Raw genomic sequence first — 26819 nt, 5'->3', positions numbered from 1 at the left:
GGTAATAAAATCAATGGAAATTGACAACTAAGACAAGGGAGAAAGAGACAAAATGAAACATTCTTTTGGATCAATTGTAAAATCTTATCGGGAACGAAAAAGACTAACACAACTGGAATTGGCCGTGAAATCAAAAGGGGAATTGTCAACAGCGACGATTTCAAAAGCTGAAACCGATCCAAGTTATAATCCGAAACTGACGACGTTCATAAAATTTTACAAAATCATGGATATTTCGTTTGAAGAGATTGTTGCGACATTAGAGGGGACTGCCGATGATAAATGATCAAGAAAAACCCAGGAAAATGGAACGTGTTAGTAGAGATCAAGTCGAAACTAATGAACGATTCTATAAAATTCCAAAGGCACTGTTTGAAAATGAATTCTATGCCGACATGAAACTTGAAACGAAAGTGGCTTATGCAATTCTGCGTGATCGTTTCTTGTTGTCAATTAAGAATAATTGGATTGATAAAAGTGGTGATGTTTACCTGATTTACAAAAACATTGACCTGCAAACAATCCTGAGTGTTGGCGAGAAAAAAGTCATTAGTTTGAAAAAAGAACTAGCAAATTTTGGGCTCCTTGAAGAAGAACGACAAGGGCTAAATAAACCAAACAGACTTTACGTTGGCAACATAAATGCTGATTTTGAAGTTATCCACAGGGCCAATCCCTTGGGGGACAAGGAACTGTCAAAACGACAGGTCCGGAACTGTCAAAATGACAGGTCAAGAACTTCCAAAACGACAGCTCAAGAACTGTCAAAACGACAGTCAAATGAGACTGAGAGTAGTGAGACTTATTTGAGTGAAACTGAGACCAATTCTTTTGATGAGGATGAAGTAAATAATAATAATTCAAAAAAAGCTCAACAATCATTTATCGCAATCGGCAAAATCATTCAAAGCAGTCCTGAATTAAGAAGTGTAGTCCAAGGTTTGATTCCTGATTTACTTTTGAATGAACCCCAACAAGCAGAAATTGTCGTCCACGCTCTTGAACGTGGTTATCACTTTCTGATAACCGAACTTGAAAAAGGTAATTCTGTTTTGACTTTGCAAAAACAATTACAAGGTGAGGTTGCCATAAAACAGTTGCTTTTAAACACTGGTTTCAAACAAGTAGATTACATGCGTGACCATCTGATTGATATCAGCCAATATGGTATATATTTTGCTAGTGGTTTTGACAATCGTTTGAAAATTGCGATCACAACAAGTCAATCGGTATCAGGATTTTAACTTTGAATTGGGGAGAGGAGAGATATAATGGCAAACCAATACAACGTATTTATTGCAGTAGACTTTTTCAACTCAGACATACTTTTTGTGGCTAACTCATCAGGTGAACTCAGCCGAAAAGTGATCAAAGCAATTGAAAATCAAGAATTAGAAAGTGATGGCGCAGTGAGGTTATACCGTACCTCTTATCAATCATTTAAGGCTATAAAAAAATTCATGGAATGCTATCACTTACCATTTCATGAAGCTGCAAGACCGAAAGGGAGAGATTATGAAAGTCAGACAATTAACGCTGTTGGATGAGAAAAGTTTACAAGAACTACAACAAACCAAATATGTCGTCATTCTCGTTAAAGAATTAAAAAATAATCTCGTTCAACCAACAAAAAAACAAGCCTTTGTCTGCTTAAAATCAACTGAGATGAAAGTCAAAGGTGAGTTGTTTGACGATTGCTTAGGTAATCATTATGTCGGTTGTACAGTCCTGAAAGGCATTCATTATTCTGAAGCTGGTAACCAAATCCCTGTGTTTAAACTACCAAATAATATCCAAGACTATTTAGCCAAACAATTGACACCGATTGTTAATTTACTGGATCAAAAAAGGAGAAATTATTATGCAAATTAATCACCACGTAGGACGTTTAGTTTGTGATGTAAACTTCACCGTAAGGGGTGAAAAAGAAACTAAAATTGCCTACTTCAAATTAGCCATTAATGATTTAAAAGATGGCAAAGCCACTTACATTGATTACGTTGCTTTTAACAAAACAGCAGAATTGATTCGTGATTATGTGACTGATGTTGGTCAAGTAGTTGAGGTTGAATTTGTGATGCGTAATCACAATTATAACGATAAAAATACTGGTCAAAAGATTTATGCTATGCAAAATCAAGTGACACAATTCCGCATCTATAAATCTAATCAGTCATCGAAAAATCCTGCTGTTCAAACACAGATTGCTGACACTCAGGGTAGTGAAATAGCCGAAAATGATTTGCCACCATACCCTGACTTTAGCAGTAACGCATTTGAATACGTAGAGGGGTAAGACAATGACTGCAATAATCACAATAGCTGATAAATTTAGAAATATCTTTCAAAGATTTAGTCGCTTTGGCACTTGGTTTTTGGAACATCAACGGCGCAATTTAATTGCCATATTTAGCCTATTTATTCTGATAGCTTTTAGTACAACCGTGATGGTTAACATTACACCTCGACCTTCAAATTTGCCTAGTACGGAGTTAAATACGCCAGTGTCATTTGGCACTTTGAACAAAACCGCTAGTCTAACGAAAAGTGTTTTTAATAAAAATAATGGTGTTTTGGAACTGCATTATACAATCTCGGACGGAGCTGTTTCTGATCAAGATTTGGTTGATATTAGCAAAATTAAATTTACTGCCATGACTGAACATGGTGGCAATCAAGTTACTGGGCGTGTTGTGCCAACTTCAAATAATACACTCGTGGTCCAATTTAAAAACTTGAGTCATAACTTCAATGCTGTAACTTTAACAGCTCATGATAAAAGCATCAATACTGCCACAGTCGAAGCGCCAAGTAGCGTAGCTTCTGATAGTTCAAGTGCAAAGAAAACTAACGCAAACAGTAATACCGCAAGCGGCAAGTTCATCATTAATCGTGACAAAGTTTCTAAGTCAGATTCATTAACATTTGCCACTCAAAAGAAATTAGAAGTTAGCGAAAGTGATGCTAAAATAGCGGCACAACAAAAACTGATTTCAAAGAATACTAACGCAATTGTTGAATACCAAAAAGCAATTGATCAACAACAGGATTCAATCAAAAAGTATCAAAAAATACTTGCCCAGTCTGATGACTCAGATACACAAACTAGCATTGATAATGCGCGTGATGCCATTACACAAATACGAACACAAATCAGTGATGCACAAAAAAATATTCAACGTGCTAAGACAAATATTACTCAATATCAAAAGACCAAAAAGCAGGTTCAGGAAGGCAAATCATTGTTGCCAAAACCAACCGATTTGAATTCTAAATAGTTCAAAGATTCCCCTATTGGGCTATTTTTTATAACAAAACCTGGGTACAGAAGGGGTACAGACAAAGTACAGAAAGGGTACAGACAGTTTTGTGATTGGTAATCCCTTGAAAGGCCCGCACGGCGGGATTAAAACCACAAGGTTTTCCTTTCCCCTTAACCTGTTCCCAATTCATTAAATATTTTATGGAGATTGTATGAAAGGTATAACAAAAACAATTAAAAACATTGATGAACATGCTTTGAAAATTATTGAAACACAAGCATCAAAAGAAAATGTCTCGTCAAGTCAATTAATTCGAGAACAAATTGAAGATTATGCTAAGCGACTTGAAGAAGATAGCGCAGCAAAAATATTGCATACTTATCTCGATGATTTAATCATGGCTAACAATAATGTTGTGCACGGCTTAAATGACAATACAATCGCGATTGGTGAAATGTTTAAAACAATTCTGGCGCGACTTGATATGTATTTTCCAGACTTGAATGATGAGGTAGAACGAATTCAAAAAAACGCTCGCCCTCAGGAAAAAAATTTGCCGAAGTCGATTGACTTTAATGAGTTTGAATAAGCAGAAGAGGTTCAAATGAAAAATTATAAACGCTGTCGGTTTGCGAGAATAATCCTATTAGGCATTGTCATATTGATAGGTATTGCCTATTTAAACCGTGTGTCGATTTTGCAAAAAATTGTTGCACTGGGTTCGCAATCACAACTGATTAATATTGATAAACAAAGTAGCTCTCCAACACAAAATGATGAGCTAGTTAACTTGAAATACGCTGGTCAAACAGTTGTTGAAGTCAATCATAATCAACCAACATTTAGTCAAGAAGACTTACAAATTAAACAGGGTGGCTGGCAAAAACTTTCGTCCCTAGATTGGTTAGGCAGACCACAAACTGCTAATGCGTTGCTTAACCAAAAATTGATGCCCCCTTCTCAAAAGTATCAAGTGCGTGAACGATTAACAATCAAAACGCCAGGTTACCATGCCATTAAAACGGGAACGAATACACCAGACTGGTTATACAACCGTAGTCATCTGATTGGGTATCAATTTACTGGTCTAAACAATGAAGCCAAAAATTTGATCACGGGGACACGACAGTTGAACGCAGACAGTCGTGTCAATGCTAAAAGTATGGTGACTTACGAAACAGAAATTGCGGATTATTTGCATCAATCAAAAAATAATTATGTTCGTTATCAAGTCGCACCAATTTACAAAAATGTTGAGTTAGTTCCCCGTGGTGTTCACATGATGGCAAAGTCAAATGACAAGACTTTGAAATTTAATGTCTATGTTTTCAACGTTCAAGATGGCTGGACAATCAACTACTTAAACGGTAATGCTGAAAGGAGTGAATAAATGAAAGATGCAATAGAATTCAAAACAAGTCAAATGAAGGCACTAATCAAAAGAAGAAATGTTTTGAATAAAAAGTATGATACAACTTTACCTGAAGATATTCCTTTGGGTGTTAAATCAGAACTAAAGTTTATCGACAAAATTTTACAAGAATTTGACATTGATGAGGAAATTTTTGCAAAACGAGGTAAGACAATTAATATCAAAAATTCGCGGGACGAAGAATGGTACTTTCAACAAATCAAGCATTGGGCTGAAAGAAATCCAAGGTCTACAAATGGACAGTTTGGTAAAAGTACACTGTATAGATTTGCTTTGCATTTCTTCGTAGAAAATATTGCGCTTAATGCCAACAATGCACGTCTTAATTATTCAGAACTAGCCCAGAAGGTAAATGATGCCAACTCCACAAAAAGTGATTCAAAATTTACTGCGCAATTGGCAAATTTAGAGAATTTATTAGGTTTTCTTTTAACCATGCAGCAACGTCAACTTGAATACATTCCAGAAGGCATTAATTTAGAAAATGGTTTTGTTAAATATGCCATCAACCCAATTAATCCAACAGAATTCCAGCAATTTGGCGCACCAACAGAACTCAATCCAAACAATGAATTGGCACAATCTTATGAAGAATATAAAAAAATTCGGAGTCGGGATAAGCAGCTGATCGAAAAATATCACCAAACAGGAGGACAACTCGATGACGACTAAAAAGCATAGTAAAAGAAAAGCACAATTGACAAAGTATTTAGAACAACTTGATGAATTCAATTGGCACCATCCTAATCAAGTTAGTGAGATGGCTGACAGTCAACATGAACGCGATAATCGCACGTACTATTTGGCCCAAATCAGTTTAATTCTGTTTAATAATTATCAACAATCCTACATGCAAATTGCTCAAATGCTGAACATGTCCTCCAGAACAGCCCGCCGTTTGACAATTGATTACGAACAAGATTTTGACAGTTTAGAAGAGATTATGGAGGAATTGCAAAATGGCGAAGACTGGTGAAATTGCTGCATTTGCCCTGGGTGAAAAAAAGACGGCAATGGTCAATTTACCAGCACAATTCGTTACTTCTAGTACAGCAGATATGAAGGGTCAAAAATACTCAGACCTTGTTGATTATGCGGATAATTCTGAGAAGACGAGTGATTTCAATAATGAGTCCATAACTGATCTCATCGATTTAAAGGAACAATTTAGCAAGCGAGGCTATGCGAATCGAAAGTCTGCGGTAACAGAAACGCATCCAATATTTGGTAGCGATAAACTAAATTATGATAATCAAGATATTTCTGTATTGAGAAAAGACTTGGATGAGGCTCAAAAAAATGGCAATAATATCCATGAACTCGCTTTCTCAATCAGAGGTGATTGGTTAGTTAAAAACAATCTCTATGATTCCGAAACCCGTATGATAGACCAAAATAAGTTGAAGCATGCAGAACAAGAGGTTGCTAAGACGCTAATTAACAAAGGATTTAATTTACCTTTGGGAGAAGATGAAAATGACGTTGTTTGGTTTGGTGTGATTCATCAGGATACTGACCACCTAAACATGCATCTGTGGTTTGCGAAAAAAAGCCAAGAAACGCGGCCTGAGATGATCAAGCAAGAAGGTAAGTATAAAGGGCAGCCAATAGGTGTTATACCTTTAGAACTGATTGAACAAGCCAAGCGACAGTTTAGAAAACAATTAATGTCATCACAGGAACTAAGACGGCATCAGGAAATATTAAAAGGTGTTGGTGGCTTTAAAAAAGAAATTGTTGAGACAGCGCCAGACAACCTATTAAATGATCGTCATGCTAAAGCCATCAAGCAAATTTATGAAGCTTTACCTCAAGACATGAAAGGGCGATGGCAGGTTGGTAACGCTCATTTAACGGCTGGAAAAGGCAAGATGGCGAAAGCAAATAAATTAACAAATCAACTTTTAGACGATTTGTTTGACAAAGAGCTTAAACTTGAATATGAGGGCTTTAAGTCGTTGGCACAAGATTATGACGTCATTAATATTGAAGACCAAGGTGTGATGCATAAGGGGCAACACAAGTGGTCTGAAAATAAGGAAGATGAATTAAGAAAACGCTTAGCGAATCAACTGTATAAACATTTAGCACAAATTGAAGATACCTCAATAAATGATATTGACCAACAAATTTCGGAATTGTTAAGTCAGGTTAAACAGCGCGACAAAATCAGTAACGCAGATAAAACTAAAATAGTATCTAGCCCTCAGCAAAAAAAATTGACCCCAAAACCGACGGCCAACAAGGTAAATCCAAATTCAAAGCACGTAGGTGATCAGACGCCATTGCGGGGTGGTTCGTTTAATAAAATTAGTCGCTTATGGCTGCAGGACATTCGAGCTGAAACAAATGCAGAGCGTCGATTCTTAAGAAATCAAAAGAAAACAGAACAAGAAAAAATACAAACTGAAGAGGTTTCACACAATTCAATAAACCATTAGTAAGGACGATTAATATAAAAGACAAATGATTTTTTGCAATGCTAATTATACAACGTATATTGTCCCTTTTGTTGTTAATATGTCCCAGACGGGGTATAATCATATTAAAAAGTGGAGGTTGCAAAAAGATATAATGAAGAAAGCTAATATTTTAAATTTAATAAAATATCATGTTGAAAATAACGATTATGCCTTTCGCAGTGAAGCCAACGAAATTGCTCGTGACTTTGACTCTGCTGGCGACTATAAATTGGCTGAATACATTATGGGACTCCTTGCTACTAATAATGTTTTGATTCCCCAACAAATGACATATAGTGGTAAGCTTCTTTCGAAAATGGAAATACAAAATATTCCATCGTTATTTTTGAACACTGACATTGCTGAAGAAATAACAGGTATAGTAAATGCGGTAAAACATAATATAGGTATTAATAAATTTTTATTTGAAGGTAAACCAGGAACAGGTAAAACTGAAAGTGTTAAGCAGCTGGCAAATATGCTGAAACGCGACTTATACGTTGTAGATTTTGAATCTTTGATTGATAGTAGGCTCGGCCAAACAAATAAAAATATTTCGGAAGTATTTAAAGAAATAAATCATATCCCTGCTCCAGAAAGGTTCATTGTATTATTTGATGAAATTGATGTAATTGCTTTGGATAGAATTAATAGTCACGATGTTCGCGAAATGGGTCGCGTCACCTCAATCGTTCTTCGAGAACTGGACAAACTAAATGATCAAGTTGTATTAGTCGCGACAACAAATCTTTTTAGTAATTTTGATCGTGCATTACTGCGAAGATTTGATGCGATCATAAATTTTGATAAGTATTCAAATGCTGATCTTCAAGATATTGGTATTAAGATACTATCTGGTCTGCAACCTAGTTTTAAGAATACAGCTAAAGATGCTAGATTGTTTAAAAAGATTATAGCTTCATCTGGGCAAAAACTCTCTCCTGGTGAACTTAAAAATATAATTCGTATGTCGCTAGCGTTTAGTTCTTTAGAGGATCCATATGACTATTTGAGGAAATTTGGTTCAAAAATACTAGATTACCCGTTAACTGATTTGAAAGCACTTTCCAATGACGAATTTACATTAAGAGAAATTGAAATATTATCCAAAAAATCAAAAAGTCAAGTCCAAAGAGAATTAAAAGGGGAAACTAAAAAATGAATCCTATATTGTCAGTTAATGGAAATTTTCAAAGCTCAAAAAACTCTACTGGTGGTGGTGGTGGTCAAATTCCATCCAAAGAAATTGTAATTTCAAATAAATTGCAGAATTTAGCAAGAGATTTAAGACACGTGCTCAAGGAATGGGGGACCAATAAACCAATTCCGAAAGTACTTGTTACGGTATACTACAATAGAACTATAGCAAAATCTAATAGGGTTAGCGAAATGCTGAAAACTTCATCTTCCGTGACTTCCAATGAAACAATTGTAGGAGCCAGGTTTTCTGATGATGGTAATCATAAACACATTATTACACACTATGTTGAGCAACAAACAATACAAGAATCTATAAAGAAAATTGAAATAGCCGAGTCAGTTTTAAATAAATACTTTAATGGCGTCGCCAATAATGATAATTTCAATCCCGTCAAAGACCCTGAAAATCCAAAGAAAAAGAAAGAAAATGATTTTCTTAAAACAATTCCATTTAGTTCTACCAAAATTAACTTATCTAAAAGTTCTTTTAAACAAATCATTCAAGATGCCGCTTACGTAGACAGATTTGACATCGGAAATATTTCGATTGATGGACAAAAAGACTCTATAATAAGTGTCTACGACATTTTTGAGAAATCAGATGAACTTCGAAGCTTTTTAAGGTCAATCAATATTGAAATTCCAAACTCAAGAATAGTTTCTAATAATCTTTTCTTACGCTCTGATCAAATTGAAATCCTAAAATCGCGCGCCCCCTACTTAATTTCAATGGCTGTCGTTGATATGCAAAAAATACCCGTTGATGATTACACATCAGTAAACAAATTAGAGACATCAATTCCAATTCAAAGCCCACAACATGAACCTGTTGTGGGAGTGATAGACACACTTTTCGACAGTGAAGTGTATTTTGCTGATTGGGTTGAATATGAGAATAGAATTGACGAAAATATAGACACTATAAATGAGGATTATAAGCATGGCACAGCAGTGACGTCGATTATTGTTGATGGCCCAAGGTGGAACCCCAGATTGGACGATGGTATTGGAAATTTACGAGTAAAACATTTTGGCGTTTCAACTGATTCAGGATTTAGTTCATTCACAATTATCAGAGAAATAGAAGATATCGTTAGAGAAAACCCCACAATCAAAGTTTGGAACCTTTCTTTAGGAACTGTTATTGGCAGTCCAGAAAATTATATTTCTGCAGAAGGAGCAACACTTGATCGTATTCAGTATGAATACGATGTTATTTTTGTTGTTGCTGGCACTAACCGTACGCTTGGAGCCCCAGAAAAAATAGGATCTCCGGCAGATTCTCTTAACGCACTGGTCGTTAATTCTGTTGATAGTAATAATCAACCTGCTAAATACGGAAGACAAGGGCCAGTACTCTCCTTTTTCGTCAAACCCGATGTTTCTTATTACGGCGGAGCCAATGACGAATATATAAATGTAGTTCAAAAATTTGGCTTAGAACGTGTCCAAGGAACTTCGTTCGCTGCACCGTGGTTGGCTCGCAAATTAGCATACTTGATATATTATATAGGCCTAAATAAAGAACTAGCAAAAGCTCTAGTTATTGATTCTGCAATTGGTTGGACAGAGGGAACAGAAAATCCGTTAATCGGCAGGGGGGTTGTACCAATCCGTATCGAGAAAATTTTACAAGGAGATAATGACGAAGTGAAGTTTGCTATAAGTGAACTTTCAGAGCAATGGCTTACATTTAATTATAAGTATCCTGTCCCTGTGATTAATAATAAACATCCTTATCGAGCTAAATCGACAATGGTTTACACACCAAAAACGTCTAGAAATCAGGGGATAGATTATACTGACACAGAACTTGATATTTCTTTCGGTCGTGTGAACGCAGAAGGAAAAGTTATGTCTATTGATAACAATTTTCAAGTAAGCGATGAAAACCAATATCACCCTAAAGAAGGGGAGGCGCGAGATGACTTTAGAAAATGGGATAATGTTAAGCATGTAAATGAAAAAGCATCTAGTCGCCCTAAGTTGTCATACTCAGGTAATTATGGATTAAAGATTGTAAGCAAAGAACGCCTGAAAAATCATAAAGATGATCCGATACGTTTTGGGGTTATTATAACTTTCAAAGAAATAGATGGAGTAAACCGTTACTCATGGTTTTTGCAAGCTTTAGAAGCACGGCAATTCGTTGTTAGACCACTCGAAATAAAAAATCAGATTGATATATTCAATAATGCTAACGAAACTATTGACTTTGATTAACCATATATAATTTTTACAAAGATTAAATGTATTAATATTCTAAATATAAAAATGTGTGTCAATCTAAAAAAGTGTAACTAAAACAAAATTATTTGCTACTAGCTATACTTTTTGTTAATAATAAACAATAGCCTAACCATGTCATCAAAAAGTTGTCAGTTTTGGTTAATCGTTACTTTTTTAAGCCGATACGAACTCAATGCAGATACAAGAATTAATTCGGGTTAGATTACACAAAATTAAAAAGGAGAAGGAAATGTCAAATCTGAGTCAAGTTAAACGCGACCGAATGAGAAGTTTTTTAGAGGAATTAAAACAAGCAAATACTAGTGATGGACATATCAAAGCAATCAATGAAATTGAAAATTTTCTTGATGAAAAGAGATATGGTCTTGTTTGGGAGGAGCATGCGGAACAGGTAAATCTAATGTTGCGTGATAATATTCCGGTATTTACTGAGGATCAATCTAAAAAAATTATCCATGACCCATCAAAGCCGGTCAACTTCATATGCTCAGAAGTCAATAAATTGGACTATTTTTCTACCAGAAGTCAAGTGTTTCAAGGCATTTAGCTTCTTTTTATGATGCTGCAATTGGTCATCAAGCACTACTAAAATAAACCGATGTCTTCACATTGGTTTTGCAAAATGTTAGGCTTATAAATGTACAATTCTAGCGCTTTGACGCTGTATCGTAATCGTACAATTGGTTATTCAAAACCAGATAGTGCATGGTTCGTAAGAGACGTGACATCGCACCAATAGCAATTTTCTTTGTTCCCTTTGACATTGAAGATTGCTTTTTCTTTTGATACCAATCATTGATATGATTTTGATGACCATAAGTTGCCGTACTAGCAATGTTACTAATGGCTTTGAATAGCACTTTTCTGGCGATTGTATTACCTCGCTTTGTGATGAACCCAGAACTTTTATAATCACCTGAATCATTAAATCGTAAGTCAATCCCGACAAAGGCATTCAATTTGTTACTAGTCGCAAAACGATGCAAATCACCTAATTCAGCGATTAGAGAAACCACTGTTTTGTCCGAAAATCCTGGTATACTCTGATAAATGTCATATTCAGGTAAATCTTTGGTCTGATCAACCATAGTCGCTAAGACATTGGCCTTGCTTTGAGATAACGCAATTAAACGCTGCGCATAATAACGCACCTCGGTGACATTATACGAAGCAACGGCAACAGCAGGCGCTGATAGGCTGCCAAGCGCCACTAGTTTATCAACGAGTCGTGTTAAACGCGCAACACCGATTTGACGACTGACGCTGCTTTGAATCGTATCGGATAACGTTTGTCGTGAATGCTTAGCCATTGTGGCATGAGGGATTAACGACACAATCTCCCAATATTGTTGGCTATCGGTAGTTGAAAACAAAGTTTCAATTTCTGGGAAAGTCAATTGAAGCAAACGATGTAGCCGATTTTTAGCGGACACAATATCGTGGTTTAACTGTTGGTAAAAACGACTCATATCTTGTAGTTCAATATAAATCGGATTCTGGACGTAACTTTTAGCACGCTTTAAAATGAATTGCGTTTCCGCCAAATGCTTGGCATCGTTAAGATCATTTTTGTTAGGACGTAATTGATCCAATTGCTTTTTAGCGGTCAAAGGATTCAGGTAAGTATAAGGATAATTGTGGGCCTCTAAGAAAGTTTTTAAACGTCTCGAATAAACGCCTGTCGCCTCAAACACGATATCTGGGAACGTATTAAACTGCATAATGACCGTATTTAACTGATTGAACCCAAAGGCATCATGGGTGATCTTAAAATTCTGTACAACCTTACCATCAACAGCGACGGCAACTTGACTGGTTGCCTTCGAAACATCAATACCAATAACAGCGTGCATGAGTGCACCTCCAAAGAATAATTGATTGAAACAGTCACTGGTAGCCATCACCATCTAATTTTCTATACTCGACGTCTAGCGTCTAACTTACTAAGAACAAATTGTGTGGTAACGCCAGTGAAACGGCCACTTTTATTCACGACATCCAGTGCCAAAAAACTCCGCGACCTATGCTTCACAACCTATTTTAGAATAAATCAAAAATAGGTGAAGACTATCTCCGTCGAGATTAATCTTCACCTTTAATGTTAGTAAGTTTTATTCAGTTAATTAGGCGACATTTGAGATACGATTGCGATTATAAAAATTGATATACCAACCAATGGCTGCTTGGACTTCAGTTAATGTTTGGTATGCCTTCAAATAAACCTCTTCACGCTTCAATATTGAATGAAACGCTTCCATACGGCCATTATCGTATGGATGTCCTTTGAGTGAATATGAATGTTTCAAGCCATAATTTTGACATTTGATATTAAATTCAGCACTTGTGTATTGTGAACCCATATCCGAATGAACTATTAGTGGCTTTTGATGCTTATCTAATGCCATTTGTAAGGCCCTTGTGGCTAACTCGGCTGTCATTGTATCGCCAATTGTATAACCTAATACTTTTCTCTTCTCAGGATCCAAAACGGTCGCTAAATAAACCCATCTGTGGTTAGTTAACTGAATATAAGTGATATCTGTTTGCCAAACACCGCTCAAATCATGCAAGTGTCTAATCAGATTAGGCTTTTGATCAACAGTCACAACGGTTTTAGGCTTGCGATAACGTTTTTGCATGCGGGATTTAATCCCTAATTCACGCATCAATTTGAGTGTCATATACTCAGATACTTTCGGACCGTTGGTTTGTTGACTATAAGCAGCGATACGACGATAGCCATAAAATTTAAAGGTTGTCTAAACGTCTAAAATATAAGGTTTTAGGGATTCTCTACGCTTTTCTTGTCGACTGGGCTGCCAATGGCGCCAGTTGCAATAGGTACTAGATTTGATTTTAAGTGCACTTAAAATACGCACAAGCACGTAGCCCTGTGCTAAAAATTGGTTGATGAGCGGCAATCCCACATTACGGACTATTTTTTGGCTAGTAAGATGGCCGCTCAATGCCTGTCAGGCTATGCGTGATAAAATTTCGTTTTCTTCCTCCAAAATAGCGAGGCGCTTCTCTAGTTGCTTGACGTCTTTTAACGTCTTTGACTGACCCTTGATCATGATTGGGGTAGCTTGTTTAACCCAAATAGCAATAGAATCTTTCGACGGACCAAATTCTTCTGCTAATGACTTAAGTGAACGGCCTTCTTGGTGAAGTTTAACCAATGAGTCTTTGAAATCTTGTGAATAACGAATTGACATAAAATACTCCTATACTTTCATTTTACGGACTGAATAAAAATAGTCCATTTTTTTAGTATAAGAGCAAATAATTGAGCTATCAAATTGCTATATAATGAAGGCCAATCTAGACACAAGTGCCTTACAGATACCGTTAGATAAGCAACGAAAGCCTCTAATTATTCATCCATAAATGGGGTCACATTACATTAATGCTGAGTTTAATATTAAATGTCAGAATTATGGCTTGAAACATTATTATTCACCCCAAAGGACATTCATACGATAATGGCTTTATGGCAGTGTTTCATTCAATAATGAAGGGTGAATAGGTTTATTTGAAAGTATACCAAACATTAACTGAATTCCAAACAGCCATTGACCGGTATATCAATTTTTATAATTGCAATCTTATCTAAAATGTGGTCAAAGTAATTGAATAAAATGGGCAAATTTATTGACATCTGAGTAAATAAAAAGATCATAGACAGGACACTTTAAAAAAGTACTATTTCCTTTCTAAATTCCGAAATTTCAGCTTCTCTAAATCCAATATGTTTAAGACTCATTCGTTGTATTAAATCGGAAAGTTTAATAATAATAAAATGTATATTTATATCACTATCAAAGTCATAGTAATAGGCATATCCATGGATAATGTTTACTCTTATTTTTTTAATCTTAGTTGCGATTTCATCGGAATTCATGTGAGCATCATTTAATATATCTGTAAACATATCGAACATTAGTTTTAATTCAGTCTTTAATGGAAATTCTTTACTCTTTGCCTTTTTAGGCTCTAATTTTTCAAACAAATATTCAAATGCTGTAATTTGTTCAATAAAACGATACGGAGTATATAAATTGCCATAATCCTCAATGTGTCCTAAAGGAATACTTTTAGTTATTTTGGAATCCAATTCCAGTGCTAAATTATTCAGTATTTTAGGTACGTATTTCATAATTTCAAATTCGCGAAACATAATATCAAATTCATCTGAAGCTTTATCAGATACATATTTACAGTAAATATCAGCAACAGGAAAGTTATCTTCAGAAAGTGTAACTCTTTCAAATGAAACATCACTATTGGAAGTAATAAATTTGCAAAATCTTGTCATTAGAATAATTATCTTATAATATTCTTTTATCTGTTCATTTTGTAAATTGATAGATGTAACACCACACATTTTAAAATGCTCTAAAAGTCCCATCCGGCTATTTTTACCGATTAAATATTTTAGCTCATAGTTCTTATTTTTGATATTGAATGGTATTGAATATATTTCTTTTTTTTCTACACCAAGATTGATTCCAACTCTAGATAAATCTAAATAATGATATTTGTATTGAAAAATGCTATCTAGTATTTTTGATTCAAAGTTTATTGAATTAATTTTTTTGTCGGAATCCACTCTGTTTAGAATAAAGCATGTCAAATAACATGTACTTCCCATTGAACTTTCAACTAATAAGGTTATAGGTCGAGAAATGTTACCACTAATAAAGCATTGACCAGTTAGGATATAGTTTTTCTTGAAATTGTTTTCTCTTGCAAATAGAGAAACTAATTCTTCCTCTGAAAATAAGCTCATTCGATAATCGTCTATTACAAATGGTATTTTCCCATTTTGATAATTAATAACACCCTTAAACATATTTATTACTCCTACTTTAGAATATAAATTCATCTTAACCTATTATCATAGGGGACTACAATACAAATCCCATAAATATAAGGTGTCTATTTTGCTCTTATACTAAAAAAGTCTATTTTTTTAGTATAAGAGCACTTTTATTAGATTGCAAAGAATTATTGACCGAAAAAAAGCAAGACTTCGTTGATTTAAATTCAGTTATAATATAAAATAGCTTTTCGAATCATTATTTCCTGATCAGTAATAATGTTTTTTTATTTGCTCCACGAAATTTCATGAAAACGGTTTTGGTAATTAACTTGTGGAGAAAAGTGTTCGGTTTAATTTTGGCAGATTGTAAAATTTAAGTTGAACATTTAAGTGGACAGAAAAACCCATCAAGGTCTTTAATGGTGTTACCACACAATCCATTAGAAAGAAGGACCTTGATGAGCACCACTATTTTATCATTCCAGAACCGTGTTGTCATTGAAACGCTTCATAATGAAGGACGTTCCTTGCGATACATCGCTAACTACTTAGGCTTTAGTAAGACCACCATCTTTAACGAACTTCACCGGCTAAATAGTGAGTATCAAGCTGAGCTAGCGCAAACTGACTTTGAACGAAAGGTTAGTCAACGGGGGCGGAAGTCTTCGCTCACTAAAAACCTTAAACACTTGGTCGAGGAAAAGATTCAAGTCCAGAAGTGGTCCCCTGAACAAGTTGCCCATGTGGTTGGGATTGCCTACAAGACGGTCTATAACTGGATTGATCAAGGCTGGCTTGATATACAGTTGCCTGATTTTCCTGATCATGGAATTCGTCGTCATCGTGCTAAAGAAAAGCGTGGTACGTTCAGTCACGGCCGCTCAATTGAGGAACGTCCTCATAAAGTCGAAACTCGCCAGGAATTCGGCCACTTTGAAGCTGATACCGTACTTTCTGGCAAACGTAAAGGTCAAGCTGTAGCTACTTTTGTGGCGCGTAAGAGTCGCCTGACAATTGTTAAACGGCTCCATGGTCGCGACAGTCAGTCCATGACTCAAGCCGTACTTGAACTAGCTAGTCAACTTCAAGGCAAGCTCAAGACGCTTACCGTGGATCATGGGAAAGAGTTCGCTAACTATCAGGCAATTGAACAGCTCACGGGTACTCAGGTTTACTTTGCCCATGCCTATTCACCGCACGAACGCGGTAGTAATGAGAACCGTAATCGAGTTTTGCGACGGTTTATTCCCAAGGGACAAGCCATTGAAGAGCTGAGCGATCGCCAGCTGGTTCAAATCAATTGGTATCTGAATTCCCGACCACTTAAATGTCTTGACTGGCACACACCAATCGAGATCTTCTTGCTTAATCTACGTCACTAAATTCGTTCAAGTTATTTCTTGCAATCTGCCTTTTACAATCTACCATATGTATTAAAGTCAGCTAATCCTAAAGTTTTTAGAATTATGATTTGCTATACCAGATAGTTTGAATCTATTGAATTTCTTGGTAGGACTCAGAATCTAATATTTGTTTTTTTAAGGTTATTATTATGTTACAATTATACTATTAACGATAAAAAACATATATTTACAAGATTACCATTGATAAATAGAAGGAGATTTGAAGGGGATACCCCTTTCAATTGGAGGAACGATGTAGACTTATTGATTGTTTAGTCAGATATGACTCATAACTAAAAATTTTAAAAATAGGAATGTGAATATATGTTTAAACAATCGTATAAAAATAATATTGCTCTATTAGGAGCAAGTGAACTATTTAGTTTTTTTGGTATTACTTCTTTTTGGCTTTTATTTTTAAGTCAAAATGGAATGACTCTTTTTCAAATTGGTCTTCTTGAAAGTTTATTTCATGGGACAAGTCTCGTTTCAGAGGTTCCTTCTGGTATGTTGGCTGATAGATTTACCTGTAAGACTAATTTATTTCTCAGCCGTCTTTCAACTATTTTCTCATCATTTTTAATGCTAGCTGGACATGGAAATTTTTGGATTTATGCACTAGGTATGATGGCAGGTGCTTGGTCATATAATTTTGATTCAGGTACTAGTAGCGCAATGCTTTTTGAATCTTCAAAGGAAGCAGGTCTTGAGGAAAAATATTTAAAATTTACTAGTTTTATTTCAGGCGTCTCTGAAGCTACAAGAGCATTGGGAATGGTCTTAGCAGGGTTATTCGTGCATGGATTTTTAAATATAACCTATATGATTCAAATAGGACTTTCCATGTTAGCAATACTTGTTATTTCTCTTATGAAAGAGCCAAAAGTTAAAGTTCAAAATGAAGTAAGTTCAACTTTTAGCGACATTTTTAAGTCAGTGATAACAACTCTTAAAGTTAATCCAAAGTTAATAAGGTGGATGTTAATTAGTCAAACTTTAATAACATTTACTTCAATGTTTTATTTCTATTATCAAAATGAAATGGTTCAACTGCAATCTTGGCAAATAAGTTTGATGATGTTAGCTTCATGTCTTATTAATATATTTGGTGTTTGGATGGCTAGTAAGATTGGTGAAAAATGGACAGCTAGACAAGTTTTTAAAATAATAATTCCTATTTCGGCGTTCTTATTTTTATTAGCTATTTTAGCTAATCCAAGAATTTACATCTTTATTTTTTTGATTAGTGATGGTTTAGTTGCTATGTTTTCCCCAATTTATAATAATGATATCCAACAAGAATTTGAATCTCATATCAGAGCAACTATGCTTAGTGTAAATGCTATGATTGGTAGTCTGATCATGATTTTTATATTTCCTCTTATGGGAATGATAATTGATTACTTAAGTTTTTCAATTAGCTTTATGTATTTAGGTATCTTTCTTTTATTAGTGAGCATAGGTATATTAAAAATAACTGAATAATGATGAGATAAAACTAGCCTTGAAGATTTTTTCTTCGGTGGTTAGTTTTTTCTTTTTTCATAGTTACCAAATAATCACTAAAATCTCAAAATTACTTAGTATTTAAATTGATTTCTAAAATTTAAACCTTGTTAAATCAAGGTTTGTCGTCTTTAAAAAGAGCTTGGTAGCACTCAAAATCCAGTGTCCTCACGGACGTGCCGGTTCGACCCCGGCCGCCGGTATACTATAAAAGACAAGGTTTCTAGACCTTGTCTTTTTGTATATGGCAGATTGTAAAATATAAGTTGAACATTTAAGTGGACAGAAAAACCCATCAAGGTCTTTAATGGTGTTACCACAACATTCCATTAGAAAGAAGGACCTTAATGGGCACCACTATTTTATCATTCCAGAACCGTGTTGTCATTGAAACGCTTCATAATGAAGGACGTTCCTTGCGATACATCGCTAACTACTTAGGCTTTAGTAAGACCACCATCTTTAACGAACTTCACCGGCTAAATAGTGAGTATCAAGCTGAGCTAGCGCAAACTGACTTTGAACGAAAGGTTAGTCAACGGGGGCGGAAGTCTTCGCTCACTAAAAACCTTAAACACTTGGTCGAGGAAAAGATTCAAGTCCAGAAGTGGTCCCCTGAACAAGTTGCCCATGTGGTTGGGATTGCCTACAAGACGGTCTATAACTGGATTGATCAAGGCTGGCTTGATATACAGTTGCCTGATTTTCCTGATCATGGAATTCGTCGTCATCGTGCTAAAGAAAAGCGTGGTACGTTCAGTCACGGCCGCTCAATTGAGGAACGTCCTCATAAAGTCGAAACTCGCCAGGAATTCGGCCACTTTGAAGCTGATACCGTACTTTCTGGCAAACGTAAAGGTCAAGCTGTAGCTACTTTTGTGGCGCGTAAGAGTCGCCTGACAATTGTTAAACGGCTCCATGGTCGCGACAGTCAGTCCATGACTCAAGCCGTACTTGAACTAGCTAGTCAACTTCAAGGCAAGCTCAAGACGCTTACCGTGGATCATGGGAAAGAGTTCGCTAACTATCAGGCAATTGAACAGCTCACGGGTACTCAGGTTTACTTTGCCCATGCCTATTCACCGCACGAACGCGGTAGTAATGAGAACCGTAATCGAGTTTTGCGACGGTTTATTCCCAAGGGACAAGCCATTGAAGAGCTGAGCGATCGCCAGCTGGTTCAAATCAATTGGTATCTGAATTCCCGACCACTTAAATGTCTTAACTGGCACACACCAATCGAGATCTTCTTGCTTAATCTACGTCACTAAATTCGTTCAAGTTATTTCTTGCAATCTGCCAAAAGATAAATTATTTAGAAGACCATAGCTATTAGTTTGGTCTTTTTTACACTTCAAAATAGGAGAAAAAAAGGGAAATCAAGAACAATATCTACTTAATGATGGACATTTAATTCCTAAAATAGGTTTAGGAACATTTCAAATTCGTGGATATGAAGGCGTTGAACAAATATTGACTTCAATCTACTCAGTGATTAGGAGATTAGCAGAACGCCTCTCGTTGTAGAAAGTAACAATGTTTGATTTTAATTCTGGTGTTTATTTTCTTATTGGCATCATAAAACTACTATACTTAATTATCTCGAACCCTATCCTAGAAATAAAGTAGTCGGAATTTCGGTGTATGATCACTAAATTTTTCAATATTTCAGCTCCCTGTTTTTTAGTTTCATGAATATGAGAAAATATGTTAAAATTGTTCTGTTAGAATTATATTAGATTAGAAAGTCAGTGCGCGGTTTAATAGTTTAAATAAAATATCTATTATCATACCAATTGGTCGAATCATAAAAACCAGAATGGTTTTTTTACTTTTGTTCTAAAAATTTTCTGAAAAGGGTGTATTAGGAGGAAAATTATGCAATTTGTCAACTATAATGGCCGCTTGAGTGTACCAGGAAGAAATGATGATTTAGCCTTTATTGATTATGAAGAAGACAGGAATACATGGAAAATTACAAATACCTATGTTTCACCTGCATTGAGGGGACAGGGTATCGCGCAACAAATGATTGATGAATTAGTTTCGCTAGCCAGAAAACAAAATATTAAAATTAACCCAGCTTGTCCTTTTGCCGAAAAGTATTTGAAAAAGGACTTTATGCAGATATTGAACTAAAATAATGCTGAGTCAATTAACTAGCTCGACATAACGTGTGCTATCATCAGTAACGCTATATCATCTTTTTAAAGCTGTTAAAAATAAGGGTTCCAAAGACTTTGTGAAAGTTTTTTGGAACCCTTATTTTAGTAAGCATTTTTAAAATTTCACAAGCGTTTGAGTTTTAGAGCAATTGGTATTTTGGAGTATGCTATACTAGTTACAGCAAACAAGTTAAGATGGTGGCTATCCCGAATGGAGGTGGTGCTTATGGTGTAACAGCTAGAAGCCCAGATTCTAGGAAAGGAGATGCCTAGTGTCCGTATCGGATGCATTACAGCTAATGATTAGCTTTGGAATGTTTATTCTATCGTTAATTACTTTAGTTGTTGTGTTGATCAAAAGCAGCGCAAAAAAATAACCATTCTTAGCTTTGGATGAGCGAATGGTTATTAGTTTAACTTAAAGCTTAGCCACCGTCGAAACGGGTTTGCTAGGAGTCGTAGTTAGCGCTACGGCTCTTTTCTATGTCTTTATTATAGCATAGCTTTGGATTTTGTCACAAATTTAATGCTTTGTTCGCTTGCTTAATCGAACGCTTGTTCGTATAATGAATTATACACAATTGTTTTTGGAGGTTGCTGATGGAAAACGCAATCACAACTGAATATGATTATAGCAAAGAAAACCGTGGCGTGTTCTTCCTAATTGATTCAAAAAGTTTCTACGCCAGTGTTGAAAATGTTGAGCGGGGCTTTAATCCATTAAAAAGTGATTTAGTCGTGATGTCTGAACAAGCAAACACGAATGGTGGTTTAGTCCTAGCGGCCTCACCAACAGCTAAGAAGGACTTAGGCATTAGTAATGTGATGCGCCAGCATGATTTACCTGATGTGCATGGCTTGTTTATCGCACACCCTAGGATGAATAATTATATTGCTGAAAACCTAAAAATCAATAATATTTATCGTCAATATACCGATGATATTAATTTGCTGCCGTACTCGATTGATGAGTCTATTTTAGACGTAACCCACTCTTGGCGGTTGTTTGGTAAAACTCCTGAGGAAGTCGCTTTTAAAATTCAAAAGCAAGTTAGAGCGGAAACGGGTGTCTATTTAACAGTTGGTATTGGTGACACGCCTGTGCTCGCAAAAATAGCCTTAGACATTGAAGCAAAACACACTAAAAACCTGACGGGTATTTGGCATTATGAGGATGTGCCGACAAAGTTGTGGCCAATTACGAAACTGGATGATGTCTGGAGTATCGGTTCCCGCACAGCACATAAGCTTGAAGTGATGGGTATCCATTCAATGTACGATTTGGCGCATCAGGACCCTTATCAATTTAGAGCCAAAATGGGATTGGTTGGCGAGCAATTGTTTGCCTTATCTTGGGGCATTGACCGTACAGATATGGCTGAGGTGGTCGTGCCTAAAAGCAAATCATACAGTAATTCTCAGGTATTACCGCGTGATTATAAACAAAAAGAAGAGATTGAAATTGTTGTCCGTGAAATGGCAGATCAAGTGGCGACCAGGATTAGAGCACATAAGAAACAAACTTGTTTGGTTAGCTTGTTCATCGGGTATTCTTTTGACGAAAGTGAACGCCAGGGAAGTCATGGTTTTAGAAAGCAACAAAGGATTGATCCAACTAATGATACCCGAAAATTAATGGCTATTATGGTGGCTTTGTTTGAAAAGCACTGGCATGGCGAAGTGATTCGCAACATTGGGATTGATTATGGCGGGTTAATTGAGGACAGTGGCGTACAGCTTGACCTCTTTGAACAACCAGAAAAATCAATTAAATCCAATAAGATTGATCAAGTTGTTGATGAAATTCGAAAACGCTTTGGCACCACAGCCCTGATGCGGGCGATGTCCAAAGAAAAAGGCGGTACGGCGATTAACCGTGCCAGCCTTGTTGGTGGTCATAACGGAGGTAACAGCTATGAGTGATGCAGAATTTAGTAAGATGATTAACAATTACTTTCAAAACGACTATCGCGAGCGTGGCAAGGTGAAGTGGAATGGCTATTTCCTGTCGGACCATACCTCAGCTTTAAAGCGTGAAGCACAGAACAAAAATGCCGTACCTGTTAAATTACCAATGATGTCCTTAACGACTTGTCAAAATATCTTGCGTCATGCCTCAGCGAATTATGAATTTGTGACTGTACAACAAAATATTGAGGACCCGGATGGCAATTTAGTGCCTAACGTAACTGGTTTGGTCGATGGTTTTTCTGATTTAGGGGTGTATATTAATGAGTCCTATATTGCCTTTGAAAATATTAGAGCGGTGGTGAAAGAAAAATGAATCAAATTGATGCTATCATTGTAGATATTAAAAAGATGTTTGCTAAACAACCTAACACAATCTATGAAGTAAGGGTGGTCGATCAGATATACTCAAAGAAGGTCAATATTTTCTTTGAATACTATAAAATTGGCAAAGCAACACACTCACAACAAATAGCTCGCTTAGATAGTGAGTACAGAGAACAGATACCTGAAATCATTGCTAAAATTCGCAAAGAAACTGGGCTGACAGTTAACACCAATATTTAAAAGCGTCACTCAAAAGATGATATAATACACAAGTAAATGATACCAGTGGCATTTACAACGCGCTTAACCATTGGATACCGAATGTTATAGTTCGGTAAAAGCTCTGATTATCAGGGCTTTTTATTTTGTTATGAATTGCGATGACGCGGCCAATATATCATTAGTGCTAATACAAGTGAAAGAATGAGAATAATTAGCACCAGCATCGCTAAGACACTTTTGATGCCAAAAGCAATAGTTAGACTTATCAAAATAATAAGTGGCAAATAAAAATACCAATATAAAATCACATGACCCACAAATAGGATACTCACATACAGGATGGTGCCAATGATGTGGCCAAATAGCCAAAACAGAAACATCGCTAATAAACATAAACAAAAAATTAACATGATTTTATCCTCCTATTCGGATAGTTTTGTCAGACAGAGAGAAAAAAGCTCCTTTGTCACTGAGGGATAGTTCAATAGATTCCTAATACCAAAATGCGTTTGCGTATAAGCACAGACCAGATAACCAAAATACCAGTCATGACCTAATTCACTCAGACCGTCTGGGTGATCAACAAAAAGACGTTGCAGTCGCTTTAAAATACGCGGACCAAAAATAGCATCGTCAAAGATTGCTTGTGCCAAACCTGGATAGATATATTGGCCATTGCTTTCTAACATGACTAGCCCGTTAGCATTAGTAGTGTTAGACAATGTTTTAGTTGTGAGTTTTGACATGAGTTTTCTCCTTATGGGGCAGGTGACCATTGTCGATCCAGGAACTCATCGCTTTATAAGCGGACTGCTTAAAAGCCAAACATGCTAAGACATAAAAGCCAGCCAGGGTGAGTAAGACATACAGCATCGTGCCATTGATGACCATTAGTAAAATATCCAAACTGATAATTGTTGCGGCAATAGTAGTGATAACTTTGGTAATTCGATTCATAGTAGTTCTCCTTGATTATGTACGCACCAGGCAGAAACTTTTTCCTGTCGGCCCTGCCTGTGATTGGTGTGTTATTTCGTTTTGACGATGAACATGGGGACACAAGCAGCGCAGAATACAAGGGTGAGCGTGGCGAATTTACGAAGCCCTTGTATTCTGTGCTAGTGCTTGTTGCTGTGGTATCACCACCACAGTTTACAAGTCACTGGTTGTGGCACAATGTTTGACTCAAAGCGAAGTGGCACCCAAGAGCTTGGCAGGACAAGCGTAGCGTGTTTGATCCCGCTTGCGGGTCTGGGGAGCACGGCAAAAAATTTTTACCGCTCATCATCTTCATGTGCAATCATAATCACACCAACTATGTAATAGAGTATGTAAACCAATAAAATGATTAACACAAATAATTTAAAAACAAATGTCCCCATATTGCCACGCTCCTATTTGTGATTAAAATTCCTCGTAATCCGTTGTCTCTTGTTTGTACTCCGCACTGATTTCACGTAAATCTAAATCATCTGCCCCTAAGATCACTTTTTCATCAAAATAGTGACGTTTACCAATTTCAACAGCTTGTGTCAGTTTCTGTTCATCTGTGAGTGTATCAGGGACATTAACTGCCACTGTTTTAACCAATGTTTCCATATATTTAACGTTGACGATTGCCATATTATTCTCCTTAAATTGTGGTTCTTAGGGTAACGCGTTTACCCTCAGCCAATTCTTCCATGATAAATGCGCTTAATCGCAGTGCTTCATCATCTGATAAATCTATTTCACCCGAGTCATTGCTTGTGGACTCACTGACGTAAATTTCACTACCGCCCATAGGGAATTCATCAGACCATGAAAAGTAACGTATGGCTATATTTTCAATCACTTCGTCATTCATTGTCATTAGTCTCCTGTTGGTTTTGCGTGTAATAGGTGAGTCCGTTTTCTTCAACTTGATTGAACATTTGGATAAAGTCCTTATCAAGGATATTTTTCTTTTTGTTCAATTCAAATTGTGACCAAGTAAATTCCATTGCTTGATATTGACTGGGGGTAATACTGCTAGGCTTTACTTTGGTATCAAGGCAGAGCATAGCTTGATAAAACAATTTGGGGCTTTCTTTTTGCAAAGCTTGTAAAGTGTTGAAAATGGTGTTGACTAATGAAACACTAACGCTTGCTTCAACCATTTCTTCAAAGCCTTTACTTAATTGCGCCTTATAGTGACTAGTTGGCACTTTGGTCTCATTGAACAAATAAGTCATATCAGCGATTGATTGTGCCATTTTGGCGATTGGTAATTTGCTAAAATCATCATAGAATTGCTTTGTCATTATTTTTTCTCCAGTTCATCAACATTGACTAATTTAATATTGTTGCCGTATTGGGTGGCTAAAAAGACAAATGTGTCCTTCAAAATATAATCTATAGAACGATTAGTGCCATAGATTTGTAAATAAATTGGGTAGCCATGCGTGAGAACAACTTGCTTATCAGTTGAGGCATAACGCACGGTACGACCGCTGTTGCGAATGAGTTGATAATAAACTTCCATAAGAAATAAACCTTTCCAAAACTTTTCCTGTTGGCAATCGCTCCAATTGAGCTGGTTGCGTCGTGACGGGTAACAATTGGCATGATAACCAAAGAAACACAAGGATTGCGCAGCAACTTGCCACGTCCTTGTGTTTCTTTGTAGAGACTGTTTGGCGCTTGCGCCTTACAGACTCTTTATCATGCGATTGTGAAAACGGCACAGAGCAAACAGAACAATTTGGTGCGATGCGAACGGAAGTGAGCCTTTTGAGCCCCCAATTAACTTTACTGGTGTGGTATTAACCACGCCTGTCAAGTTAATGATCAGGGAGACTGGGGGAAGGGCTATGACTAAAAAATAGTCATGGCTTGTTTTATTGAGATATTGATTGAACAATAGCGTCAAGAATTGTATCAATTGAAACACTCGCTAGAATGTCTCCATAATCTTTGAAGTAAGTCCCGTTATGTCTCGCTAGACCATTACTAGCAACGGTTATTTCATCACCATTTTTTAAGGTCGCAATCATCACACCATTGGTAGTGATTAGCTTATTTACAATTTCAAATGGGTTAGTTTCTGTCATTTTGTTGCTCCTTGTCTGATTTTGGTGAGTGATAGTCTGGGCTGTTTAGCCACCATGCATTCATGATTTTAAACAACTTTTTACGAATGGTTGCTGCACTGGCTTTGGGGTTGCCACATACTAGTTCCGTCACATCTTTATTAAAAACAAGGTTGGATAATGGATATTCTGCAAACCGCAATGAGAAGAAATAGTCATAGTCACCGTCATTGTAGTCATTACGATACGCCTGCAAGCGAATTTGTTTTAATTGTTTGTCGCAATCCCGCCAGCTCAGTAATTCTGCAGTTATTGAAATATTTTGTTCAATCATCATATAGTCAGTTATCAAGTCTTGATGAGGTTCATACCATGCCATAGTGTCTCCTTTACATCCAATCTGGTCTTTCATCACCATCAATACTGCCGTGAATATGATTGACTAGAATTTCGTTTGTGACCGTGATGTTGTTGTCTGCGACATAGCCAATTGTTAATCTATCAAATTTCTCATTTAGATGTTGATGGTGTACCCAATTGTTGTTGACGGGGTAGTAAAGTCCTAGCTCGGATAACTCATCTTCCAGCCGTGACCAAACATTAGCCGTCAAGTCATCTTCATCATAGCTTTTAGCCTCATAAACAAGTTCTACGGCTTGAATAGCACCGCTAGGAATGAGTACCATTGCTGGATTTTGTAAGTAGGTTTCCATTCTAATAATTTTGATATTCATTTTTATATCCTCCTG

The 26819-nt window shown here is 36.3% G+C and carries 35 protein-coding genes and 1 pseudogene; 23 read left to right on the top strand and 13 right to left on the bottom strand.

Annotated features, from left to right (window positions below; genetic code table 11):
• The first annotated feature begins 52 nt into the window (after positions 1–52).
• The 14 genes from ACI3ES_RS05485 to ACI3ES_RS05420 all read left to right on the top strand — a co-directional run bounded on the left by ACI3ES_RS05485 (position 53) and on the right by ACI3ES_RS05420 (position 11154).
• Positions 53–286, top strand: coding sequence for a helix-turn-helix transcriptional regulator (locus ACI3ES_RS05485; protein ID WP_188354081.1), 234 nt, complete (start codon positions 53–55; stop codon positions 284–286).
• Positions 276–1244, top strand: coding sequence for a replication initiator protein A (locus ACI3ES_RS05480; RefSeq protein ID WP_188354082.1), 969 nt, complete (start codon positions 276–278; stop codon positions 1242–1244). Before ACI3ES_RS05485 ends, ACI3ES_RS05480 begins: the two co-directional genes overlap by 11 nt.
• A 27-nt stretch (positions 1245–1271) precedes the next feature.
• Positions 1272–1547 (top strand): hypothetical protein, encoded by a 276-nt coding sequence (locus ACI3ES_RS05475; protein WP_188354083.1) that lies wholly within the window; start codon positions 1272–1274, stop codon positions 1545–1547.
• Complete coding sequence (locus ACI3ES_RS05470; protein WP_114668961.1) at positions 1516–1872, top strand: hypothetical protein; 357 nt, start codon at positions 1516–1518, stop codon at positions 1870–1872. Before ACI3ES_RS05475 ends, ACI3ES_RS05470 begins: the two co-directional genes overlap by 32 nt.
• On the top strand, positions 1862–2296 hold the full coding sequence (locus ACI3ES_RS05465; protein ID WP_188354084.1) for a single-stranded DNA-binding protein: 435 nt from the start codon (positions 1862–1864) through the stop codon (positions 2294–2296). The genes ACI3ES_RS05470 and ACI3ES_RS05465 overlap by 11 nt, the downstream gene beginning before the upstream one ends.
• A 4-nt stretch (positions 2297–2300) precedes the next feature.
• On the top strand, positions 2301–3278 hold the full coding sequence (locus ACI3ES_RS05460; protein WP_188354085.1) for a hypothetical protein: 978 nt from the start codon (positions 2301–2303) through the stop codon (positions 3276–3278).
• 196 nt (positions 3279–3474) lie between these two features.
• Positions 3475–3852: a CopG family transcriptional regulator gene (locus ACI3ES_RS05455; protein WP_188354086.1), complete on the top strand. Its 378-nt coding sequence runs from the start codon at positions 3475–3477 to the stop codon at positions 3850–3852.
• Positions 3853–3867: 15 nt separating this feature from the next.
• Positions 3868–4653 carry a DNA/RNA non-specific endonuclease gene (locus ACI3ES_RS05450; RefSeq protein WP_188354087.1) on the top strand — a complete coding sequence of 262 codons (786 nt, stop codon included), beginning with the start codon at positions 3868–3870 and terminating at the stop codon, positions 4651–4653.
• Positions 4654–5367 carry a hypothetical protein gene (locus tag ACI3ES_RS05445; protein WP_188354088.1) on the top strand — a complete coding sequence of 238 codons (714 nt, stop codon included), beginning with the start codon at positions 4654–4656 and terminating at the stop codon, positions 5365–5367.
• Positions 5357–5671 carry a hypothetical protein gene (locus tag ACI3ES_RS05440; protein ID WP_407631936.1) on the top strand — a complete coding sequence of 105 codons (315 nt, stop codon included), beginning with the start codon at positions 5357–5359 and terminating at the stop codon, positions 5669–5671. Before ACI3ES_RS05445 ends, ACI3ES_RS05440 begins: the two co-directional genes overlap by 11 nt.
• A complete protein-coding gene (gene mobP2 / locus ACI3ES_RS05435) occupies positions 5655–7136 on the top strand; it encodes a MobP2 family relaxase (protein WP_407631935.1) in 1482 nt (493 codons plus the stop codon). Before ACI3ES_RS05440 ends, mobP2 begins: the two co-directional genes overlap by 17 nt.
• Positions 7137–7269: 133 nt before the next feature.
• The gene (locus tag ACI3ES_RS05430) at positions 7270–8319 is read left to right on the top strand and encodes an ATP-binding protein (RefSeq protein ID WP_407631934.1); all 1050 of its coding nucleotides are present in this window, start codon (positions 7270–7272) and stop codon (positions 8317–8319) included.
• Positions 8316–10580 carry a S8 family peptidase gene (locus ACI3ES_RS05425; RefSeq protein ID WP_407631933.1) on the top strand — a complete coding sequence of 755 codons (2265 nt, stop codon included), beginning with the start codon at positions 8316–8318 and terminating at the stop codon, positions 10578–10580. Before ACI3ES_RS05430 ends, ACI3ES_RS05425 begins: the two co-directional genes overlap by 4 nt.
• A 256-nt stretch (positions 10581–10836) precedes the next feature.
• A complete protein-coding gene (locus ACI3ES_RS05420) occupies positions 10837–11154 on the top strand; it encodes a hypothetical protein (RefSeq protein WP_407631932.1) in 318 nt (105 codons plus the stop codon).
• 100 nt (positions 11155–11254) lie between these two features.
• On the opposite strand, the gene ACI3ES_RS05415 is transcribed toward ACI3ES_RS05420, so the two are convergent.
• From ACI3ES_RS05415 to ACI3ES_RS05400, 4 genes and pseudogenes are all read right to left on the bottom strand, one after another.
• Positions 11255–12460, bottom strand: coding sequence for an IS110 family transposase (locus tag ACI3ES_RS05415; RefSeq protein WP_407631931.1), 1206 nt, complete (start codon positions 12458–12460; stop codon positions 11255–11257).
• A gap of 270 nt (positions 12461–12730) precedes the next feature.
• Positions 12731–13342, bottom strand: a pseudogene (locus ACI3ES_RS05410) (IS3 family transposase); the annotation flags it as partial.
• A gap of 237 nt (positions 13343–13579) precedes the next feature.
• On the bottom strand, positions 13580–13822 hold the full coding sequence (locus ACI3ES_RS05405; protein WP_004912700.1) for a transposase: 243 nt from the start codon (positions 13820–13822) through the stop codon (positions 13580–13582).
• Between the two features lie 476 nt (positions 13823–14298).
• Positions 14299–15459, bottom strand: a complete 1161-nt coding sequence (locus ACI3ES_RS05400) for a hypothetical protein (protein ID WP_407631930.1) — start codon at positions 15457–15459, stop codon at positions 14299–14301.
• 428 nt (positions 15460–15887) lie between these two features.
• Between ACI3ES_RS05400 and ACI3ES_RS05395 the strand changes: the two genes are divergently transcribed.
• From ACI3ES_RS05395 to ACI3ES_RS05360, 8 genes are all read left to right on the top strand, one after another.
• Positions 15888–16811, top strand: coding sequence for an IS30 family transposase (locus ACI3ES_RS05395; RefSeq protein ID WP_407631929.1), 924 nt, complete (start codon positions 15888–15890; stop codon positions 16809–16811).
• A gap of 345 nt (positions 16812–17156) precedes the next feature.
• On the top strand, positions 17157–18317 hold the full coding sequence (locus ACI3ES_RS05390) for an MFS transporter (RefSeq protein WP_407631928.1): 1161 nt from the start codon (positions 17157–17159) through the stop codon (positions 18315–18317).
• Between the two features lie 368 nt (positions 18318–18685).
• Positions 18686–19609 (top strand): IS30 family transposase, encoded by a 924-nt coding sequence (locus ACI3ES_RS05385; RefSeq protein ID WP_407631927.1) that lies wholly within the window; start codon positions 18686–18688, stop codon positions 19607–19609.
• Positions 19610–20216: 607 nt separating this feature from the next.
• Positions 20217–20477, top strand: a complete 261-nt coding sequence (locus tag ACI3ES_RS05380; protein ID WP_407631926.1) for a GNAT family N-acetyltransferase — start codon at positions 20217–20219, stop codon at positions 20475–20477.
• Between the two features lie 325 nt (positions 20478–20802).
• On the top strand, positions 20803–20880 hold the full coding sequence (locus tag ACI3ES_RS05375; RefSeq protein WP_370687703.1) for a putative holin-like toxin: 78 nt from the start codon (positions 20803–20805) through the stop codon (positions 20878–20880).
• 223 nt (positions 20881–21103) lie between these two features.
• Complete coding sequence (locus ACI3ES_RS05370) at positions 21104–22426, top strand: Y-family DNA polymerase (protein WP_407631925.1); 1323 nt, start codon at positions 21104–21106, stop codon at positions 22424–22426.
• Complete coding sequence (locus ACI3ES_RS05365) at positions 22419–22787, top strand: hypothetical protein (protein WP_256971342.1); 369 nt, start codon at positions 22419–22421, stop codon at positions 22785–22787. The genes ACI3ES_RS05370 and ACI3ES_RS05365 overlap by 8 nt, the downstream gene beginning before the upstream one ends.
• Positions 22784–23038 carry a hypothetical protein gene (locus ACI3ES_RS05360; protein ID WP_011679840.1) on the top strand — a complete coding sequence of 85 codons (255 nt, stop codon included), beginning with the start codon at positions 22784–22786 and terminating at the stop codon, positions 23036–23038. The genes ACI3ES_RS05365 and ACI3ES_RS05360 overlap by 4 nt, the downstream gene beginning before the upstream one ends.
• A gap of 404 nt (positions 23039–23442) precedes the next feature.
• Here ACI3ES_RS05360 and ACI3ES_RS05355 read toward each other — a convergent pair whose 3' ends face one another.
• On the bottom strand, positions 23443–23766 hold the full coding sequence (locus tag ACI3ES_RS05355; RefSeq protein ID WP_407631924.1) for a hypothetical protein: 324 nt from the start codon (positions 23764–23766) through the stop codon (positions 23443–23445).
• Positions 23747–23977, bottom strand: a complete 231-nt coding sequence (locus tag ACI3ES_RS05350; protein ID WP_114668669.1) for a hypothetical protein — start codon at positions 23975–23977, stop codon at positions 23747–23749. Before ACI3ES_RS05350 ends, ACI3ES_RS05355 begins: the two co-directional genes overlap by 20 nt.
• Positions 23978–23994: 17 nt before the next feature.
• On the opposite strand from ACI3ES_RS05350, the gene ACI3ES_RS05345 reads away from it, so the two are divergent.
• Positions 23995–24204, top strand: coding sequence for a hypothetical protein (locus tag ACI3ES_RS05345; protein WP_256971340.1), 210 nt, complete (start codon positions 23995–23997; stop codon positions 24202–24204).
• Positions 24205–24424: 220 nt separating this feature from the next.
• On the opposite strand, the gene ACI3ES_RS05340 is transcribed toward ACI3ES_RS05345, so the two are convergent.
• The 7 genes from ACI3ES_RS05340 to ACI3ES_RS05310 all read right to left on the bottom strand — a co-directional run bounded on the left by ACI3ES_RS05340 (position 24425) and on the right by ACI3ES_RS05310 (position 26804).
• A complete protein-coding gene (locus ACI3ES_RS05340; RefSeq protein ID WP_002814570.1) occupies positions 24425–24643 on the bottom strand; it encodes a hypothetical protein in 219 nt (72 codons plus the stop codon).
• A gap of 10 nt (positions 24644–24653) precedes the next feature.
• Positions 24654–24872: a hypothetical protein gene (locus tag ACI3ES_RS05335; RefSeq protein WP_256971339.1), complete on the bottom strand. Its 219-nt coding sequence runs from the start codon at positions 24870–24872 to the stop codon at positions 24654–24656.
• A complete protein-coding gene (locus ACI3ES_RS05330) occupies positions 24859–25302 on the bottom strand; it encodes a hypothetical protein (protein WP_061514929.1) in 444 nt (147 codons plus the stop codon). The genes ACI3ES_RS05335 and ACI3ES_RS05330 overlap by 14 nt, the downstream gene beginning before the upstream one ends.
• Positions 25302–25523 carry a hypothetical protein gene (locus tag ACI3ES_RS05325; protein ID WP_256971337.1) on the bottom strand — a complete coding sequence of 74 codons (222 nt, stop codon included), beginning with the start codon at positions 25521–25523 and terminating at the stop codon, positions 25302–25304. The genes ACI3ES_RS05330 and ACI3ES_RS05325 overlap by 1 nt, the downstream gene beginning before the upstream one ends.
• A gap of 355 nt (positions 25524–25878) precedes the next feature.
• Positions 25879–26091 carry a hypothetical protein gene (locus tag ACI3ES_RS05320; RefSeq protein WP_072613651.1) on the bottom strand — a complete coding sequence of 71 codons (213 nt, stop codon included), beginning with the start codon at positions 26089–26091 and terminating at the stop codon, positions 25879–25881.
• A complete protein-coding gene (locus tag ACI3ES_RS05315; RefSeq protein ID WP_004915925.1) occupies positions 26078–26449 on the bottom strand; it encodes a hypothetical protein in 372 nt (123 codons plus the stop codon). The genes ACI3ES_RS05320 and ACI3ES_RS05315 overlap by 14 nt, the downstream gene beginning before the upstream one ends.
• A 10-nt stretch (positions 26450–26459) precedes the next feature.
• Complete coding sequence (locus ACI3ES_RS05310) at positions 26460–26804, bottom strand: hypothetical protein (protein WP_407631923.1); 345 nt, start codon at positions 26802–26804, stop codon at positions 26460–26462.
• Between the last annotated feature and the right edge of the window lie 15 nt (positions 26805–26819).

Source organism: Leuconostoc falkenbergense (assembly GCF_045801155.1).
GTDB classification, from domain to species: Bacteria; Bacillota; Bacilli; order Lactobacillales; family Lactobacillaceae; genus Leuconostoc; species Leuconostoc falkenbergense.
The sequence above is the reverse complement of the archived record's forward strand: the minus strand, read 5'-3'. Positions and strand labels throughout refer to the sequence as shown.

Excerpts from the sequence above, each read along its gene's own strand:
- ACI3ES_RS05485 (WP_188354081.1), top strand. The coding sequence starts at position 53 with ATGAAACATTCTTTTGGATCAATTGTAAAATCTTATCGGGAACGAAAA.
- ACI3ES_RS05480 (WP_188354082.1), top strand. The coding sequence starts at position 276 with ATGATAAATGATCAAGAAAAACCCAGGAAAATGGAACGTGTTAGTAGA.
- ACI3ES_RS05475 (WP_188354083.1), top strand. The coding sequence starts at position 1,272 with ATGGCAAACCAATACAACGTATTTATTGCAGTAGACTTTTTCAACTCA.
- ACI3ES_RS05470 (WP_114668961.1), top strand. The coding sequence starts at position 1,516 with ATGAAAGTCAGACAATTAACGCTGTTGGATGAGAAAAGTTTACAAGAA.
- ACI3ES_RS05465 (WP_188354084.1), top strand. The coding sequence starts at position 1,862 with ATGCAAATTAATCACCACGTAGGACGTTTAGTTTGTGATGTAAACTTC.
- ACI3ES_RS05460 (WP_188354085.1), top strand. The coding sequence starts at position 2,301 with ATGACTGCAATAATCACAATAGCTGATAAATTTAGAAATATCTTTCAA.
- ACI3ES_RS05455 (WP_188354086.1), top strand. The coding sequence starts at position 3,475 with ATGAAAGGTATAACAAAAACAATTAAAAACATTGATGAACATGCTTTG.
- ACI3ES_RS05450 (WP_188354087.1), top strand. The coding sequence starts at position 3,868 with ATGAAAAATTATAAACGCTGTCGGTTTGCGAGAATAATCCTATTAGGC.
- ACI3ES_RS05445 (WP_188354088.1), top strand. The coding sequence starts at position 4,654 with ATGAAAGATGCAATAGAATTCAAAACAAGTCAAATGAAGGCACTAATC.
- ACI3ES_RS05440 (WP_407631936.1), top strand. The coding sequence starts at position 5,357 with ATGACGACTAAAAAGCATAGTAAAAGAAAAGCACAATTGACAAAGTAT.
- mobP2 (WP_407631935.1), top strand. The coding sequence starts at position 5,655 with ATGGCGAAGACTGGTGAAATTGCTGCATTTGCCCTGGGTGAAAAAAAG.
- ACI3ES_RS05430 (WP_407631934.1), top strand. The coding sequence starts at position 7,270 with ATGAAGAAAGCTAATATTTTAAATTTAATAAAATATCATGTTGAAAAT.
- ACI3ES_RS05425 (WP_407631933.1), top strand. The coding sequence starts at position 8,316 with ATGAATCCTATATTGTCAGTTAATGGAAATTTTCAAAGCTCAAAAAAC.
- ACI3ES_RS05420 (WP_407631932.1), top strand. The coding sequence starts at position 10,837 with ATGTCAAATCTGAGTCAAGTTAAACGCGACCGAATGAGAAGTTTTTTA.
- ACI3ES_RS05415 (WP_407631931.1), bottom strand. The coding sequence starts at position 12,460 with ATGCACGCTGTTATTGGTATTGATGTTTCGAAGGCAACCAGTCAAGTT.
- ACI3ES_RS05405 (WP_004912700.1), bottom strand. The coding sequence starts at position 13,822 with ATGTCAATTCGTTATTCACAAGATTTCAAAGACTCATTGGTTAAACTT.
- ACI3ES_RS05400 (WP_407631930.1), bottom strand. The coding sequence starts at position 15,459 with ATGTTTAAGGGTGTTATTAATTATCAAAATGGGAAAATACCATTTGTA.
- ACI3ES_RS05395 (WP_407631929.1), top strand. The coding sequence starts at position 15,888 with ATGAGCACCACTATTTTATCATTCCAGAACCGTGTTGTCATTGAAACG.
- ACI3ES_RS05390 (WP_407631928.1), top strand. The coding sequence starts at position 17,157 with ATGTTTAAACAATCGTATAAAAATAATATTGCTCTATTAGGAGCAAGT.
- ACI3ES_RS05385 (WP_407631927.1), top strand. The coding sequence starts at position 18,686 with ATGGGCACCACTATTTTATCATTCCAGAACCGTGTTGTCATTGAAACG.
- ACI3ES_RS05380 (WP_407631926.1), top strand. The coding sequence starts at position 20,217 with ATGCAATTTGTCAACTATAATGGCCGCTTGAGTGTACCAGGAAGAAAT.
- ACI3ES_RS05375 (WP_370687703.1), top strand. The coding sequence starts at position 20,803 with ATGATTAGCTTTGGAATGTTTATTCTATCGTTAATTACTTTAGTTGTT.
- ACI3ES_RS05370 (WP_407631925.1), top strand. The coding sequence starts at position 21,104 with ATGGAAAACGCAATCACAACTGAATATGATTATAGCAAAGAAAACCGT.
- ACI3ES_RS05365 (WP_256971342.1), top strand. The coding sequence starts at position 22,419 with ATGAGTGATGCAGAATTTAGTAAGATGATTAACAATTACTTTCAAAAC.
- ACI3ES_RS05360 (WP_011679840.1), top strand. The coding sequence starts at position 22,784 with ATGAATCAAATTGATGCTATCATTGTAGATATTAAAAAGATGTTTGCT.
- ACI3ES_RS05355 (WP_407631924.1), bottom strand. The coding sequence starts at position 23,766 with ATGTCAAAACTCACAACTAAAACATTGTCTAACACTACTAATGCTAAC.
- ACI3ES_RS05350 (WP_114668669.1), bottom strand. The coding sequence starts at position 23,977 with ATGAATCGAATTACCAAAGTTATCACTACTATTGCCGCAACAATTATC.
- ACI3ES_RS05345 (WP_256971340.1), top strand. The coding sequence starts at position 23,995 with ATGTACGCACCAGGCAGAAACTTTTTCCTGTCGGCCCTGCCTGTGATT.
- ACI3ES_RS05340 (WP_002814570.1), bottom strand. The coding sequence starts at position 24,643 with ATGGCAATCGTCAACGTTAAATATATGGAAACATTGGTTAAAACAGTG.
- ACI3ES_RS05335 (WP_256971339.1), bottom strand. The coding sequence starts at position 24,872 with ATGACAATGAATGACGAAGTGATTGAAAATATAGCCATACGTTACTTT.
- ACI3ES_RS05330 (WP_061514929.1), bottom strand. The coding sequence starts at position 25,302 with ATGACAAAGCAATTCTATGATGATTTTAGCAAATTACCAATCGCCAAA.
- ACI3ES_RS05325 (WP_256971337.1), bottom strand. The coding sequence starts at position 25,523 with ATGGAAGTTTATTATCAACTCATTCGCAACAGCGGTCGTACCGTGCGT.
- ACI3ES_RS05320 (WP_072613651.1), bottom strand. The coding sequence starts at position 26,091 with ATGACAGAAACTAACCCATTTGAAATTGTAAATAAGCTAATCACTACC.
- ACI3ES_RS05315 (WP_004915925.1), bottom strand. The coding sequence starts at position 26,449 with ATGGCATGGTATGAACCTCATCAAGACTTGATAACTGACTATATGATG.
- ACI3ES_RS05310 (WP_407631923.1), bottom strand. The coding sequence starts at position 26,804 with ATGAATATCAAAATTATTAGAATGGAAACCTACTTACAAAATCCAGCA.